Origin of the sequence: Geodermatophilus sp. FMUSA9-8, from assembly GCF_037034165.1 — a bacterium.
GTDB lineage: Bacteria > Actinomycetota > Actinomycetes > Mycobacteriales > Geodermatophilaceae > Geodermatophilus > Geodermatophilus nigrescens.
In genome coordinates this window covers 490495-505115 of record NZ_JBAGKE010000001.1, presented here as the reverse complement: position 1 = coordinate 505115, position 14621 = coordinate 490495, and the positions used below count along the sequence as shown (strand labels likewise).

The following is a 14621-nucleotide window of genomic DNA, read 5'->3' as shown; positions in this document are numbered from 1 at the left end:
GGCCGCCGCACGGCGGCCGGGCCCCCGGCTCAGCGGCTGCCGAACAGCTTGCGGTCGTACCAAGCCGCCAGCACCGGGTAGCGCGCCGGCAGCAGGCGCACCAGCCGGTCGACGAGCACGGCGTCCCTGCCCACCCGCACCCGCGGCTTCCCGGCCTCGACGCCGTCGACGACGATCCGCGCCGCCTGCTCGGCCGGCATCTTCAGCAGCTTCTCGTCGTACACCCGCTGGCGGGCGACCTCGGCGGCCGACAGCTCGATGCCCTGCGCCTGCGCCTCCCGGGCCGTCGACGAGGCGATGTTGGTCTTCACCCCGCCCGGGTGCACCACGGTCACCTGCACCGGGTGGCCGCCGGCGACCATCTCGGTGCGCACCACCTCGGTGAACCCGCGCACGGCGAACTTGCTCGCGCAGTACGCCGACAGCGTCGGCTGCGCCATGAACCCGTTGAGGCTCGACACGTTCACCACATGCCCGTCGCCGGACGCGACGAGGTGCGGCAGGAACGCCTTCGTGCCGTGGACGACGCCGAACAGGTTGACCCCGAGCGTGCGGTCGTAGGTCTCCCAGTCGGTGTCGAGCACCGAGCGGCCGCCGCCGGAGATGCCGGCGTTGTTGTAGACCTGGTGCACCACGCCGAAGTGGGCGGCCACCGCGTCGGCGTACGCGACCACGGCGTCCCGGTCGCTGACGTCGACGCGGGCGGTGTGCACCTCGGCGCCCAGCGCCTTCGCCCGGTCGGCGGTCTGGCCGAGGCCGAGCTCGTCGACGTCGGACAGCGCGAGGCGCGCGCCCCGCTTCGCCAGCTCGAAGGCCAGCTGCCGGCCGATGCCGGACCCGGCGCCGGTGACGACGGCGACCTTGCCGCGCACGCTGCTCATCGGTTCTCTCCCGTTCGCTGGGCGCCCGCACTCCGGGCGGTGTCGGTGCGGCCCGCTCCGCGGGCGAGGTCGGTGGTGAGCTCGACGAGCCGGTCGACGACCCCGGGCGCCAGGTGGTGGCCCATGCCGGGGATCTCCACGTGCCGGGCGCCGGCGATGGCGTCGGCGGTGGCCCGCCCGCCGCTGGGGTGGACCATCCGGTCGACGTCGCCGTGCACCACCAGCGTCGGGGCGGTGATGCCGGCGAGCTCCGGCGTGCGATCGCCGGAGGCCTGGATGGCGCCGATCTGGCGGGCCACCTCCTGCGACCGGGCGCCGCCGACGCGCTCCCACACCTCGGTGGCCCAGGCGCGCTCGAGGTCGTCGTCGGGCGGGAAGCCGGGGCCGCCGATGTGGCCCAGCATCGCCAGGTGCCGCTCGACGGACTCCTCGACGGTGCGCGGCGCGGACTTCGCGAGCCGCAGGATCGTCGAGCGGGCCGGCTGGCCCACCCGGCGGTGCCCGGTGGTGGAGAAGATCGACGTCAGGCTGGCCACCCGGTGCGGGTGCCGGGCCGCGACCACCTGGCTGATCATCCCGCCCATCGACATGCCGACCAGGTGCACACGGGCGATGCCGAGGGCGTCGAGCAGGCCGACGGTGTCGGCGGCCATGTCGGTGAGGTCGTAGGCGTCGGGTCGCGGGCGGGCCAGCAACTGGCGGGTGCGCCCGGGCGGCGGGGTGGCGATCCGGCTCGACCGGCCGGCGTCGCGGTTGTCCAGCCGGACCACGCGGAAGCCGCGGGCGGCGAACCCGTCGACCATCCGCCGCGGCCACGAGGTGAGGTCCAGCCCGAGGCCCGCGACCAGCAGCAGCGGCTCGCCGTCCTCGGGGCCGTCGAGGCGGTAGCAGATCCGCGGGCCGGCCGGCAGGTCGGCGAAGCGGTCCTCCTCGGTGGCGCGGGGCGCCTCGGTGGCGGTCACGCGCCCACCGCCGCGGCCGGCCGCGGCAGGCGGTCGCGCGAGGAGGTGAGCCGGAGCTCCGGGTCGACCACGCTGTCGGCCCGGAGCAGCTTGACGTCGTCGGAGTAGTCCATCGAGGTCAGCCACGGCATGCGGTCCCCCTGGCGGGGCAGCTGGGCGACCGCGCGCTGGATGTAGCCGGCGGCGAAGTCGAGGAAGGGCCGGGTGGGCATGCCCGGGTCGGCGAGGACCGGCCGTGCGGTGTCGAGGCCGCGCTCGTCCATGTGGCGCAGCAGCCGGACGAAGTGCTCGCAGAGCAGCCCGATCTTCAGCGTCCAGGACGAGTTGGTGTAGCCGATCGCGAAGGCCAGGTTGGGCACCCCGGACAGCATCATGCCCTTGTAGGCGACGGTGTCCGACAGCGTCACCGGCTCGCCGTCGACCGTGATCGCGACCCCGCCGAACGCCTGCACCGACAGGCCGGTCGCGGTGACGATCACGTCGGCGTCGAGGTGCCCGCCCGAGGCGAGCCGGATGCCGGTCTCGTCGAAGGTCGCGATCCGGTCGGTGACGACGTCCGCCTGCCCCTCGCGGATCGCGCGGAACAGGTCGCCGTTGGGGACGGCGCACAGCCGCTGGTCCCACGGGTCGTAGGGCGGGTTGAAGTGCGTGTCGACGTCGAAGCCCGCGGGGAGCTGCTTGGTGTTGACCCACCGGATCGCCTTGCGGGCGGCCTTCGGGTGCTTCTGCGCGAACCGGTAGATGGCGCGCTGCTGGGCGATGTTCTTGCGGCGGACGAGCGCGTGCGCGCGCTCGTCGCCGAACCAGCGCCGCAGCCGCGCCGCGATCGGGTCCTCGCGGGGGACGGGCAGCACGTAGGTGGGCGTGCGCTGCAGCATCGTCACGTGCGCGGCGGTGCCCGCGATGGCCGGCACGATCGTCACGGCGGTCGCGCCGCTGCCGACGACGACGACCCGCTTGCCGGTCAGGTCGAGGTCCTCGGGCCAGAACTGCGGGTGCACGATCTCGCCGCGGAACCGGTCCCGGCCCTCGAACACCGGCGTGAAGCCCTCGTCGTAGCGGTAGTAGCCGCCGGCGCAGAACACCCAGCCGGCGGTCAGCCGCAGCCGCTCGCCGGTGTCGGTGCGCTCGACGTCGACCGTCCACCGGGCGTCGGCGCTCGACCAGGACACCGCCAGCACCCGGTGGTGGTAGCGGATCCGCTCGTCGAGGCCGTTCTCGGTGGCCGTCTCGCGCAGGTAGGCGAGGATCTTGGGGGCGTCGGCGATCGACTGCCGGTCGCGCCACGGCTTGAACTCGTATCCGAACGTCGACAGGTCGGAGTCCGAGCGGATGCCGGGGTAGCGGAACAGGTCCCAGGTGCCGCCCGAGGCGCCGCGCGCCTCCAGGATCGCGAAGCTCTTCGCCGGCAGCTCCGTGGTCAGGTACCGGCCGGCGCCGATCCCGGAGATCCCGGCGCCGACGATCAGCACGTCGAGGTGCTCGACCGGCGTCTGCAGCGGTGGCTGGCTGGTGGTCATGCGGTGGCTCTCCCCGGGGACGGTCGTGTGCCTGTCCCCGACGATCCGTGGCGCAGGCCACTGCCCGCTAGGACGACGTGCACCCTGTCACTACCCGCGTGGTGCACGATGCACCGGTGAGCGACGACTGGCCCCGGGTGTCCGAGCGCACCCGGGAGCTCTTCCGGCGGGGCGCGGAGGCGGCGCTGGACCCCCGGGCCGAGTGGATCGAGGAGCTGCACGCGGCGGCGCTGGGCAGCGACCGGATGCGCCCGGTGGCCGAGGACCCGGTGCTCGCCGAGGCGACCCGGCGGGCGAACCTGGCCAACCTGCTGCACTGGGCGGCGGCCAACGTGCAGCACCCGGGCCGCCGGGTGCCGGCCAACCTCGGCCCGGAGGTGCTCGAGGCCTCCCGCGACCTGGTGCGCCGCGGGCTGGACCAGAGCGGGCTGGACGCCTACCGGACCGCCCAGGGGGTGGCCTGGCGGCGGTGGATGGAGATCTGCTTCCAGCTCACCGCCGACCCCGCGGAGCTGCGCGAGCTGCTCGACGTCTCGGCGCTGTCGATCACCGCGTTCATCGACGACACGGTCGCCGCCGTCTCCGAGCGGATGGTCGCCGAGCGCGCCGAGCTCACCCGCGGCGGGCACGCCGAGCGCCGGGCCACGGTGGCGCTGCTGCTGGAGGGCGCCCCGATCGCCCGCGCCCGCGCGGAGGCCCAGCTCGGCTACGGGCTCACCGGCCCGCACACCGCCGCCGTCGTCTGGTCGGGATCCGGCACCGCCGGGCCCGAGGACCTGGAGGCCGCGGCCGAGGCGCTCACCCGCGCGGCCGGGGCGCCGCGGCGGCTGACGGTGGTGGCCAGCGCCGCGGCGCTGTGGGTGTGGCTGCCGGTGGGCACAGCGCCGCGGGTGGCCGACCTGACGGCGTCGCTGGCGGGGACGCCGGGCGTGCGGGTCGCCGTCGGCCGGCCCGGCCGCGACGTCGAGGGCTTCCGGCGCAGCCACCTCGACGCCGCGACCACCCAGCGGATGCTCGCCCGGCTGACCTCGCCGCAGCAGGCCGCCCGCTACGAGGACGTGCAGCTCGTCGCGCTGCTCACCGCCGAGCCGGCCGCCGTCGACGAGTTCCTCGCCGACACCCTCGGCGGGCTGCTCACCGCCGACGCCGAGGTGCGCCGGACGGTGCACACCTACGTGCAGGAGCTGGGCAACGCCTCCCGCACCGCCGAGCGGCTGTGGACCCACCGCAACACCGTGCTGCGCCGGCTGGCGCGCGCCGAGGAGCTCCTGCCCCGCCCGCTGGCCGACAACGTCCTCGGCGTCGCGGCGGCGCTGGAGGTGCTGCGCTGGCGCGGCCCGGGGGGCTGACCGCTCAGGCCGGCTGCGCCTCCCGGTCGGGTACCCGTCGGCTGACCAGCCAGCCGACCAGCGCCGCCACCGGGAACATCAGCACCCCGTAGACGGCGGCCGGGATCGCCAGCTCCACGCTGCCCAGCACGCTGATCGCCACCGCGATGGCCAGCGTGCTGTTGTGCACGCCGATCTCGAAGCAGCACGCGACCGCCTGGCGGTGGCCGATGCCCAGCGCCCGCGGCACGGCGAACCCGAGCAGCAGGCTCAGCAGGCAGAAGGCGAGCGCCACGAGGCCGACCTGGCGCAGGTAGTCCGCGACGTCCTCCCGCTCGGCCAGCACGGTGCCGACGATGACGAGGGCGAGCACCACGGCCGACAGGACGCGCACCAGGCGGTCCATGCGGTCGGCGAAGGCCGGGGCGGCGCGCCGCACGAGCATGCCCAGCGCCACCGGCACCAGGACGACGGCGAACACCTGCAGCGTCTTGCCGAACTGCAGGCCGATCGAGTCCGCGCCGGCCGGGTCGAAGACGGTGACCGCGAGGTTGGTCAGCAGCGGCAGCGTGACGACGGCGAGCAGCGAGTTGACCGCCGTCAGCGAGACGTTGAGCGCGACGTCGCCGCGGAACAGGTGGCTGAACAGGTTGGCCGTCGTGCCGCCGGGGGAGGCGGCGAGCAGCACCATGCCGACGGCGAGCACCGGCTCCAGCCCGGCGAGCGCCACCAGCCCGAAGCACAGCGCGGGCAGCACGACCACCTGCAGCCCCAGGGCGACGACGGCCGCCTTCGGGCGGCGGGTGACCCGGGCGAAGTCGTCGACGGTCAGCGACAGCCCGAGGCCGAACATGATCACCGCCAGCGCGGCGGGCAGGGCGACGGTGCCGAGTGCCGAGTCCATGGGCGACCTCCGGGACGGCCGCGGCGCCGTTGCCGCGGAACTGTGCGGATCGTGGCCGACGGGAGGCCCTGAGGCGAGCCCCCTCCCGTTCGGGCCACCCGGGTGGTCGAGGCCTGTGACCGGGGTCGGTGGTTGGGGACGGTGCCGTCCGGGCACCCCTGCTGGAGCGCTCGCGGCGGCTCAGCCGTCGCCGGGCCGCTCCCGGGGGGAGTCGACGGAGGCGGGCAGCCGGCCCGCGCACGCGGACGGGACGGAGCACGGGACGTGACCTCGCTGGGCACCGGGCGGCAGACGCTGGGGGACCGCTACCAGCTGCAGGAGCCGATCGCCAGCGGCGGCATGGGCCAGGTGTGGCGCGGCCGCGACGTGCTGCTGGAGCGGCCGGTCGCGGTCAAGGTCCTGCGCAGCGAGTACGCCGACGACCCGGTGTTCCTCGAGCGCTTCCGCTGCGAGGCCCGGCACGCCGCCGCGCTGAGCCACCCGAACATCGCCGCGGTCCTCGACTACGGGGAGACCCGCGACGCCGACACCGGCGAGTCCCTCGCCTACCTGGTGATGGAGCTGGTCGAGGGGGCGCCGCTGTCGGCGCTGCTGTCGGCCGACGGCCCGCTGGAGCCCGGCGCCGCCCTGTCGGTGCTCGAGCAGACGGCGGCCGGTCTCGCCGAGGCGCACCGCGCGGGCCTCGTGCACCGCGACGTCAAGCCGGCCAACATCCTCGTGCGCCCCGACGGCGGGGTGAAGCTCACCGACTTCGGCATCGCCTGGTCGGCCGAGAGCGTGCCGCTCACCGGCACCGGGCAGGTCATCGGCACCGCGCGCTACATGTCGCCGGAGCAGGCCGCCGGCGGGCGGGTGAGCCCGGCCAGCGACGTCTACGCGCTCGGCCTGGTCGGCTACGAGTCGCTCACCGGCCACGCGCCCTTCGAGGGCACCAACCCGGTCGCCGTGGCGCTCAAGCAGGTGCGCGAGCAGCCCGAGCCGCTGCCCGAGGACGTGCCGCCGGTCGTGCGCTCCCTCATCGGCGCGGCGCTGGTGAAGGACCCTGCCGAGCGGCCGGCCGACGCCGACGCCTTCCTCACCGCGGTCCAGGAGACCATCGAGGAGACCTCCGGCCCGACCGCCGTCGGGGCGGGCCCGCCGACCGGCCCGGTGCCCGCCCTCCTGCCGGTCGGCGACGACGTGCGGGAGCCGCCCGCCCGGCGCCGCGGCGTCCTGCTGCTGGCGCCGGTCCTCGCGCTGGTGCTCGCCGGCCTGCTCGCCGTGGTGCTGTGGCCCGGCGGCTCGGGCGGCGGGCAGGCCCCGGCGCAGGCCGCCGAGTCCTCGACGCCGTCGGGCGGGAGCGCCGCCGCGGCGTCGTCCGTCGTGCTGACCGCCGGCGACCACGTGGGCCGGCCGGTCGAGGACGTCGCCGCCGACCTCGCCGCCCTCGGCCTCACCGTCGCCCGGGAGACCGAGCAGACGACGGCGGTCGCGCCGGGCACCGTCGCGGCGCTCGACCCCGTCGGCGTCCCGCTGCGGGCCGGCGACCGCGTGACCCTGTCCGTCGCGGCCGCGCCGCCCGCCGCCGGGTCCCCGGCCGGGCCGGTGCCCGCCGAGGACACCGCACCGGCGCGGGAGCCGGCGCCGTCGGACACCGCCGCCCCGGGCAGCGGGTCGGCGACCGCGCCGGCCGCCCCGTCCGCGACCACGCCGCCGGGGCCCGCCCCGTCACAGCCGGCGGACACCGGGGCCGCGCCGTCGGGGGCGGGTGAGTCCGCGCCGGCCGGGTCGGCGCCGGGGGAGTCGGCGCCCGCGCCGGAGGAGTCCGCTCCCGCGCCCTCGGACCCGGTGGAGCCCTCGCCGACGGAGCCGGAGGACTCGGCACCGACGGCCCCGGAGTCGTCCGAGCCGGTGGAGCCCGAGCCGGTGGAGCCCGCGCCGTCGGAGCCCGCGCCGTCGGAGCCGGAGGCCCCCGCGTCGGGGTCGCCGGGGTCCCCGGGCTCGTCGTCCGCCCCGTCGGCGGGCTCGTCCGGTCCGGCGTCGGCGGGTGCGCCCGGCCCGGACGCCGGTGCGGGCGGCTGACCGGCGCCGACTAGGGTCCTCCGCCATGCCGACCAGGTCGCCGGGCGCGCCGGCGGGGACGATCGCGACGCTGGACCTGCCCACCCGCGCGGTCACCGCGCTGACCCGCGCCGGCATCACCGACGTCGTCGCGCTCGCCGGCCTGTCCCGCCGGGAACTGGCCGCCGTCCCGGGCCTCGGGCCGGGACTGGTGACGGCCATCCGCCGGGTCGTGCCCGAGCCGCCGGCGCAGCTGCCGCTGCCCTCCGAGGACGACGGCGGGCCCGCCTCGCCGGAGATCCCGTCCTTCGCCTCGCTGCGCGACCCCCGCCGGCGCACCGCCTTCGACCTGCTGGTGCCCGAGGCCCAGGTCGAGGCCCCGGCCGAGGCCCTCCTCGCGACCGGGGAGGACGCCGGGGCCGCGGGCGCCCCGGAGGACGACGCGGACCCCGGCGACGACGAGCCCGAGCCGGCCCCCGCGTCCCCGCGCGCGACGACCCCCCGGGCGACGGCGCCCCGCCCGGCCGAGTACGCCGACCTGCTCGCCTTTGGCGTCCGGGTGGCCCGGTCCGCCGTCACGCTGCCCGCCCGGCTGGCCGTCTGGTCGGTGCGCACCCAGGCCGACCTCCTGCGCCGCCTGCTGGGCTGACCCGGCACGGCGCGGGCCCACGGCGCAGTCGCACGGGGAACCGGCGACACGCCGACGGCGCGCGCGACGCTCGTCACGCCGGACCGGCGCGAGATTGTCACGGGGCGATAACGACGTCTACCGTGGCGCCGTCCGACCGGTCGTCACGTCCCCGTCCGGGGAGTCCGGGCGGACGCCGCCGAGTCGCCCTCCGGGGCGAGCCGGGGACCCACCGCACCACTGGGGTGAATCCCGCGGGGCCGGACACCGTCCGCCCGCAGGTAGGGCTGCTTCCCGCCCGAACCCGTCAGCTGACCCGGTAGGCGGCCATCGGGAGAACGGAGAGCCGCCGGATGGCGCGCGCCCTCAGCACGACCGCACCACCCCCGCGCCGGCTCCGCCGCACCGGGGTGCGCCCCCGGATCTGACCGCCCCGGCCGTCCCCGACGCCGGTCCCGCGACCGCCCGGCCCCGCCCGGACGCCGGTCGCCGGCCGACCGCGTCCCGCGGACCGCCGGAGCCGCCCGCACATCCGCCCCGCCGTGCCCGCCACCGGGCCGCGAGGCCGCACCCCTGGAGCACAGCCCCGCATGGACGCCCCCACCGCCGAGATCCGCACGCCGGAGCCGGCCGCCCCCACCGCGGAGATCGCCGTCCCCGCCGCGCCCCGCGGCGCCGCCCGGACCGCCCGCCGCGCCGCCCGCCCCGCCCGACCGGCCGCCCGCCGCTCCGCCGTCCGCCGCCCCGGGCTGCTGCTCGGCGTCGCCGCGGCCGGCGCGCTGGCCGCCAACCTGCTGCTCACGCCCGACCCGGCCGCCGAGGCGCAGGCCGGCACGTCGGAGTCGTTGAGCGTCGCCCAGGCGCTGGGGCTGTCGGCCGCGACCGGTCCCGCCGCCACCGAGCCGCAGGCGGTGCAGCCGCAGGACATCGCGGAGCTCGGCCAGGTCGCCGCGAGCCGCGGCAGCCGCGAGGCCGCCGAGACCGCCGCCCAGCAGGCGCAGGCCGGCGCCGACCAGGCCGTCCGCGACGCCCAGGCCGCCGAGGCCGCCCGGCTCGCCGCCGAGGCCGAGGCCGCCCGCGTCGCCGCCGAGGCCGCCGCCGCCGCGGAGGCCGCGGCTGCCGAGGCGGCCGCCGCCGCGGAGGCAGAGCAGGAGTCCGCCGCCGCGTCGTCGTCCGGGTCCTCGTCGTCCGCCTCGTCGTCGGCGTCGTCGTCCGCCACCGGGACGACGGCCTCCCGGGTGGCCCGGATCAGCAACACCTCCGGCCCGGTGCGCTCGGTGGTGCAGGCCGCGGCCGACGCCGTGGTGAGCAACGTGCCCGGCGCCGCCTCGATCACCCTCGGCGGCACCCGGCCCAGCGCGGCCGACCCGGGCGGGCACCCGTCGGGCCTGGCGCTGGACTACATGGTCCTGTCCGACGCCGCCCTCGGCGACGCGATCGTGCAGTACCACATCGACCACTGGTCCGAGCTCGGCGTCGACTACCTCATCTGGGAGCAGCGGATGCTGTCCTCGCCGGGCGGCTCGTGGTCGCGCATGGAGGACCGCGGCGGCGTGACCGCCAACCACTACGACCACGTGCACGTCAACTACCAGGGCTGAGACCCGGAGCCGGTCCGCTCAGGCCGGCAGCCAGCGCACCGGGTCCTCGAGCACCGCGTCGAGGGCCCGGAGCGCCGCGCCCGTGGCCCCCGCGGCCGGCACCGCACCGCCGGCGTCGACCACCGGCCGCCGCCAGCGGGCCGACAGCACCCGGCGGGCCAGGTGCTCCTCCAGGCGCGGGCGCAGCAGGCCGGTGAGCTCGGCGAGGTGCCCGCCGAGCACGACGGTCGGGATGTCGAGGACGTTCACCACCCCGGCCAGGGCCACGCCCAGCGCCCACGCGGCGCCGTCGACCGCCGCCCGCGCGGCCGGGTCGCCGGCCTCCGCGCGGGTGCGCAGCTCGCCGGGGCCGGCGTCGGCGGGCACCCCGGCCGCGGCGAGCAGCGCCAGCCGGCCGGCGTAGCGCTCCAGGCAGCCGGTGGACCCGCACGGGCACGCCGGTCCGGCGGGGTCGACGCAGACGTGCCCGATCTCGCCGGCCCAGCCCGAGCTGCCGGTCATCACCCGCCCACCCAGCACCGCGGCGCCGCCGATGCCGATCTGGCCAGACAGGTAGACGAAGTCGCGGTGCGGCCCGGGGCGCCCCGGCGCGTCCTCGGCGACGCTGCGCGCGGCCAGGTCGGCCTCGTTGCCCAGCGCCGGCACCAGGTCCGCGGGGAGGGCGCCGGCCAGCAGCTCGGCCGGGCACACCCGCGACCAGCGCAGGTTCGGCGCGCGCAGCAGCAGCCCGCGGCCGGCGTCGACCAGGCCGGGCAGCGCCAGCCCCGCCCCGACGACGCGGGTGCCTGCGGGCAGCGCGCCCAGCACGTCGGCGGCCAGCCCGCCCAGCAGCGACAGCGCGGCGGCCGGGTCGCTGTCGCGCAGGTCCTCCTCGCGCAGCCGCTCCGCGAGCACCCGGCCGCGCAGGTCGAGCACCCGGACGGCGACCAGGCCGGCGTCGACCTGCATGCCCAGGCCCGCCGGCCGCGAGCCGGGCGCCAGCGGGGTGGCGGGGCGGCCGCGGCGGGCGGCGGGCCCGCGCTCCACCTCGTCGAGCAGGCCGCCGGCGACGAGGTCGTCGACCAGCCGGGCCGCCGTCCCGCGGGTGGCGCCGAGTGCCGCGGCGACGCCGGCCCGGGACAGCTCGCCGGGGTCCGCGCAGACGGCGCGCAGGACCAGCCCCAGGTTGGTCGCGCGCAGGGTCGACTGCCGGGCACCGCTGGGGGTACGGCCGTCGGACACGGGTTGAGGCTAGCGGCGTCCGTCGTTTATGTTCTACGGCAGCACAAAAGCGGTGGCCCACGTCACCCGGACGAGCACCCCGTGCCCAGCGGAAGGAACCCCATGGCGAACCAGCCCACCCGCGAGGACAAGTTCAGCTTCGGTCTGTGGACCGTGGGCTGGAATGCCCGCGACCCGTTCGGCGAGGCCACCCGCCCGGCGATCGACCCGGTGGAGAGCGTCGAGAAGCTGGCCGAGATGGGCGCCTACGGCGTCACCTTCCACGACGACGACCTGATCCCCTTCGGCACCGGCGACGCCGAGCGCACGAAGATCATCGAGCGGTTCAAGCAGGCGCTGGCCGACACCGGCCTCGTCGTGCCGATGGCCACCACCAACCTGTTCACCCACCCGGTGTTCAAGGAGGGCGGCCTCACCGCCAACGACCGCGGCGTCCGCCGGTTCGCGCTGCGCAAGATCATGCGCAACATGGACCTGGCCGCCGAGCTCGGCGCCAAGACCTACGTCCTGTGGGGCGGTCGCGAGGGCGCCGAGGTCGACGGGGCCAAGGACCTGTCGGCGGCGCTGGACCGCTACCGCGAGGGCATCGACACCCTGGCCCAGTACTCCGAGGACCGCGGCTACGGCCTGCGCTTCGCCCTGGAGCCCAAGCCCAACGAGCCCCGCGGCGACATCTTCCTGCCCACCATCGGGCACGCGATCGCCTTCATCACCACCCTGCAGCACGCCGACCTGGTGGGTGTGAACCCCGAGGTCGGGCACGAGCAGATGGCCGGCCTGAACTACACGCACGGCATCGCGCAGGCGCTGTGGCAGGGCAAGCTCTTCCACATCGACCTCAACGGCCAGCACGGCATCAAGTACGACCAGGACCTGGTCTTCGGCCACGGCGACGTGCTCAGCGCCTTCGCCACCGTCGACCTGCTCGAGCACGGCGGCCCGAACGGCGGCCCTGCCTACGACGGCCCCCGCCACTTCGACTACAAGCCGCTGCGCACCGAGGACCTCACGGGCGTCTGGGAGTCGGCCGCGGCCAACATGCGCACCTACCTGCTGCTCAAGGAGCGGGCCGCCGCGTTCCGCGCCGACCCGGAGGTGCAGGAGGCCCTCGCCGACGCCGCCGTGCCGGAGCTCGCGCAGCCGACCCTCGGCGACGGCGAGTCCTACGAGCAGCTGCTCGCCGACCGCTCGGCGTTCGAGGACTTCGACGCCGACGCCGCCGGTGCGCGCCGCGGCGGCCAGGTCCGCCTGTCGCAGCTGGCCGTCGAGCACCTCCTCGGCGCCCGCTGATGCCTCTGGTCGCGGGGGTCGACACCTCGACCCAGGCCTGCAAGGTCGTCGTCCGGGACGCCGACTCCGGCACCCTCGTCCGCGAGGGCCGGGCGCCGCACCCCGAGGGCACCGAGGTGGCCCCCGCGGCCTGGGCGGCCGCGCTGGAGCAGGCGGTGGCGCAGGCCGGCGGTCTCGACGACGTCGCCGCGGTCGCCGTCGGCGGCCAGCAGCACGGCATGGTCTGCCTCGACGAGGACGGCTCGGTCGTGCGGGACGCCCTGCTCTGGAACGACACCCGCTCCGCCGGCGCGGCCGCCGACCTCACCCGTGAGCTCGGCGGCCCGCAGGCGTGGGCCGACGCCGTCGGCCTTGTGCCGGTGGCGTCGTTCACCGTCACCAAGCTGCGCTGGCTGGCCGAGCACGAGCCGGCCAACGCGGAGCGCACCGCCGCGGTCTGCCTGCCGCACGACTGGCTGACCTGGGTGCTGGCCGGGGGGCAGTGGGGCGGGTCGGCGGGTGGCAGGCAGAGCCTCGACGCCCTGGTCACCGACCGCGGCGACGCGAGCGGCACCGGCTACTGGTCGGCGGCGACGGGGGAGTACCGCCCCGACCTGCTGGAGCGCGCCTTCGGCCGCACCCCGGCGCTGCCGCGGGTGCTCGGGCCCGCGGAGTCCGCGGGCACGTCCACCACCGGCGCGCAGCTCGGCCCGGGTACCGGCGACAACGCCGCCGCGGCCCTCGGTCTCGCCGCCGAGCCCGGCGACGTCGTCCTGTCGGTGGGCACCTCCGGCGTCGTGTCGATCGTGTCGGAGGTCCCCGCCGCCGACGCGACCGGCGCGGTCGCCGGGTTCGCCGACGCCACCGGCCGCTACCTGCCGCTGGTGGCCACGCTCAACGCCGCCCGCGTCCTCGACGCCACCGCGCGGCTGCTCGGCGTCGGCCACGACGAGCTGTCCCGGCTCGCCCTGTCGGCCCCGGCCGGCGCCGGCGGGCTGACGCTGGTGCCCTACCTGGAGGGCGAGCGCACGCCCGACCGCCCGACGTCGACCGGCGCCCTGCACGGCCTGACGCTCGGCACCTCCACCCCGGCGCACCTCGCGCGCGCCGCGGTCGAGGGGCTGCTGTGCGGCCTGGCCGACGGACTCGACGCCGTCCGCGCCACCGGGGCGGAGGTCCGCCGGGTGCTGCTGGTCGGCGGCGGCGCCCGCTCGGAGGCGGTGCGGGCGATCGCCCCGGCCGTCCTCGGGGTGCCGGTGCTCGTGCCGCCGCCGGGGGAGTACGTGGCCGACGGCGCCGCCCGCCAGGCGGCCTGGGTGCTGTCGGGCGCCGACGCGCCGCCGGAGTGGGCGCGGCCGGGCACCGAGGTGCACGAGGCCGACGCGACGCCGGGGGTGCGCGAGCGCTACGCCGAGGTGCGGGAGATGACCGCCGAGCGCCTGCGCGCCGGGTGAGCGGGGGGTTCCTCCCGGACGGGCTGACGCCGTCGCTGCTGGCCCTGGTGCTGGTGGCGGCGCTGGCCGGGGTGGGTCGACGCCGTCGTGGGCGGCGGGGGCCTCATCCAGCTGCCGGCGCTGCTGCTGGTGCCGGGGCTGGCGCCGGTGCAGGCGCTGGCCACCAACAAGCTCGCCTCGGTGTTCGGCACCACCACCAGCGCGATCACCTACCAGCGCCGGGTGCACCCCGACCTGCGCACCGCGCTGCCCATGGCCGCGGTCGCGCTCGCCGGCTCGTTCGGCGGCGCGTCGGTGGCGGCGCTGCTGCCGGCGAGCGTGTTCAAGCCGGTGATCGTCGTCGCGCTGGTCGGGATCGCGCTGTTCACCGCGTTCCGGCCCGCGCTCGGCGAGGTGACGGGGCTGCGGCACACCGGCCGCCGGCACACCGGCACCGCGCTCGCGATCGGCGCGGTCATCGGGTTCTACGACGGCGTGCTGGGCCCCGGCACCGGGTCGTTCCTCGTCTTCGCCCTGGTCTCGCTGCTGGGCTACGACTTCCTGAACGCCAGCGCCAAGGCGAAGATCGTCAACGTCGCCACGAACCTCGGCGCGCTGGCGTTCTTCGTGCCGCACGGGTCGGTGGTGTGGGGGCTGGGCCTGTCGCTGGCAGCGGCCAACGTGGTCGGCGGCTACCTCGGCTCGCGGACGGCCACCAGCCGCGGCACCGGGTTCATCCGCGCCGTCTTCCTCGTCGTGGTCACCGCGCTGATCGTGCGGCTGGGCTGGGACGTGTGGACGGAGAACGTGCGCGGCTGACCGGGTCCCCGCGGG

The 14621-nt window shown here is 77.2% G+C and carries 12 protein-coding genes and 1 riboswitch; of the genes, 7 read left to right on the top strand and 5 right to left on the bottom strand.

The features are described 5' to 3' along the window. Positions 1–29 precede the first annotated feature (29 nt). The 3 genes from WA616_RS02450 to WA616_RS02440 are packed head-to-tail and all read right to left on the bottom strand — an operon-like array spanning position 30 to position 3363. Entirely contained in the window at positions 30–881 is an 852-nt protein-coding gene (locus WA616_RS02450) for an SDR family NAD(P)-dependent oxidoreductase (RefSeq protein WP_336027005.1), read from the bottom strand. Next, entirely contained in the window at positions 878–1843 is a 966-nt protein-coding gene (locus tag WA616_RS02445) for an alpha/beta fold hydrolase (protein ID WP_336027004.1), read from the bottom strand. The genes WA616_RS02450 and WA616_RS02445 overlap by 4 nt, the downstream gene beginning before the upstream one ends. Beyond that, positions 1840–3363, bottom strand: a complete 1524-nt coding sequence (locus tag WA616_RS02440; protein ID WP_336027001.1) for a flavin-containing monooxygenase — start codon at positions 3361–3363, stop codon at positions 1840–1842. Before WA616_RS02440 ends, WA616_RS02445 begins: the two co-directional genes overlap by 4 nt. Before the next feature lie 116 nt (positions 3364–3479). On the opposite strand from WA616_RS02440, the gene WA616_RS02435 reads away from it, so the two are divergent. Next, positions 3480–4712, top strand: coding sequence for a PucR family transcriptional regulator (locus WA616_RS02435; RefSeq protein ID WP_336027000.1), 1233 nt, complete (start codon positions 3480–3482; stop codon positions 4710–4712). Positions 4713–4716: 4 nt separating this feature from the next. Here WA616_RS02435 and WA616_RS02430 read toward each other — a convergent pair whose 3' ends face one another. Then, a complete protein-coding gene (locus tag WA616_RS02430; RefSeq protein ID WP_336026998.1) occupies positions 4717–5595 on the bottom strand; it encodes a bile acid:sodium symporter family protein in 879 nt (292 codons plus the stop codon). A 264-nt stretch (positions 5596–5859) separates the two neighbouring features. Between WA616_RS02430 and WA616_RS02425 the strand changes: the two genes are divergently transcribed. From WA616_RS02425 to WA616_RS02415, 3 genes are all read left to right on the top strand, one after another. After that, the gene (locus WA616_RS02425) at positions 5860–7656 is read left to right on the top strand and encodes a serine/threonine-protein kinase (RefSeq protein WP_336026997.1); all 1797 of its coding nucleotides are present in this window, start codon (positions 5860–5862) and stop codon (positions 7654–7656) included. A 25-nt stretch (positions 7657–7681) separates the two neighbouring features. After that, positions 7682–8284, top strand: coding sequence for a DNA-directed RNA polymerase subunit alpha C-terminal domain-containing protein (locus WA616_RS02420; protein ID WP_336026995.1), 603 nt, complete (start codon positions 7682–7684; stop codon positions 8282–8284). A gap of 176 nt (positions 8285–8460) precedes the next feature. Next, positions 8461–8602: riboswitch (cyclic di-AMP (ydaO/yuaA leader) on the top strand. A gap of 251 nt (positions 8603–8853) precedes the next feature. After that, on the top strand, positions 8854–9864 hold the full coding sequence (locus WA616_RS02415) for a hypothetical protein (protein WP_336026994.1): 1011 nt from the start codon (positions 8854–8856) through the stop codon (positions 9862–9864). 18 nt (positions 9865–9882) lie between these two features. Here WA616_RS02415 and WA616_RS02410 read toward each other — a convergent pair whose 3' ends face one another. Further along, positions 9883–11085 carry an ROK family transcriptional regulator gene (locus WA616_RS02410; RefSeq protein WP_336026993.1) on the bottom strand — a complete coding sequence of 401 codons (1203 nt, stop codon included), beginning with the start codon at positions 11083–11085 and terminating at the stop codon, positions 9883–9885. Between the two features lie 102 nt (positions 11086–11187). Between WA616_RS02410 and xylA the strand changes: the two genes are divergently transcribed. The 3 genes from xylA (at position 11188) to WA616_RS02395 (ending at position 14606) form a co-directional block, all read left to right on the top strand. Then, positions 11188–12375, top strand: coding sequence for a xylose isomerase (gene xylA / locus WA616_RS02405; protein WP_336026991.1), 1188 nt, complete (start codon positions 11188–11190; stop codon positions 12373–12375). After that, on the top strand, positions 12375–13808 hold the full coding sequence (locus WA616_RS02400) for a xylulokinase (RefSeq protein WP_336026990.1): 1434 nt from the start codon (positions 12375–12377) through the stop codon (positions 13806–13808). The genes xylA and WA616_RS02400 overlap by 1 nt, the downstream gene beginning before the upstream one ends. An 87-nt stretch (positions 13809–13895) precedes the next feature. Next, entirely contained in the window at positions 13896–14606 is a 711-nt protein-coding gene (locus WA616_RS02395; protein ID WP_336026989.1) for a sulfite exporter TauE/SafE family protein, read from the top strand. Positions 14607–14621 lie beyond the last annotated feature (15 nt).

Excerpts from the sequence above, each read along its gene's own strand:
- WA616_RS02450 (WP_336027005.1), bottom strand. The coding sequence starts at position 881 with ATGAGCAGCGTGCGCGGCAAGGTCGCCGTCGTCACCGGCGCCGGGTCC.
- WA616_RS02440 (WP_336027001.1), bottom strand. The coding sequence starts at position 3,363 with ATGACCACCAGCCAGCCACCGCTGCAGACGCCGGTCGAGCACCTCGAC.
- WA616_RS02430 (WP_336026998.1), bottom strand. The coding sequence starts at position 5,595 with ATGGACTCGGCACTCGGCACCGTCGCCCTGCCCGCCGCGCTGGCGGTG.
- WA616_RS02420 (WP_336026995.1), top strand. The coding sequence starts at position 7,682 with ATGCCGACCAGGTCGCCGGGCGCGCCGGCGGGGACGATCGCGACGCTG.
- WA616_RS02415 (WP_336026994.1), top strand. The coding sequence starts at position 8,854 with ATGGACGCCCCCACCGCCGAGATCCGCACGCCGGAGCCGGCCGCCCCC.
- xylA (WP_336026991.1), top strand. The coding sequence starts at position 11,188 with ATGGCGAACCAGCCCACCCGCGAGGACAAGTTCAGCTTCGGTCTGTGG.
- WA616_RS02400 (WP_336026990.1), top strand. The coding sequence starts at position 12,375 with ATGCCTCTGGTCGCGGGGGTCGACACCTCGACCCAGGCCTGCAAGGTC.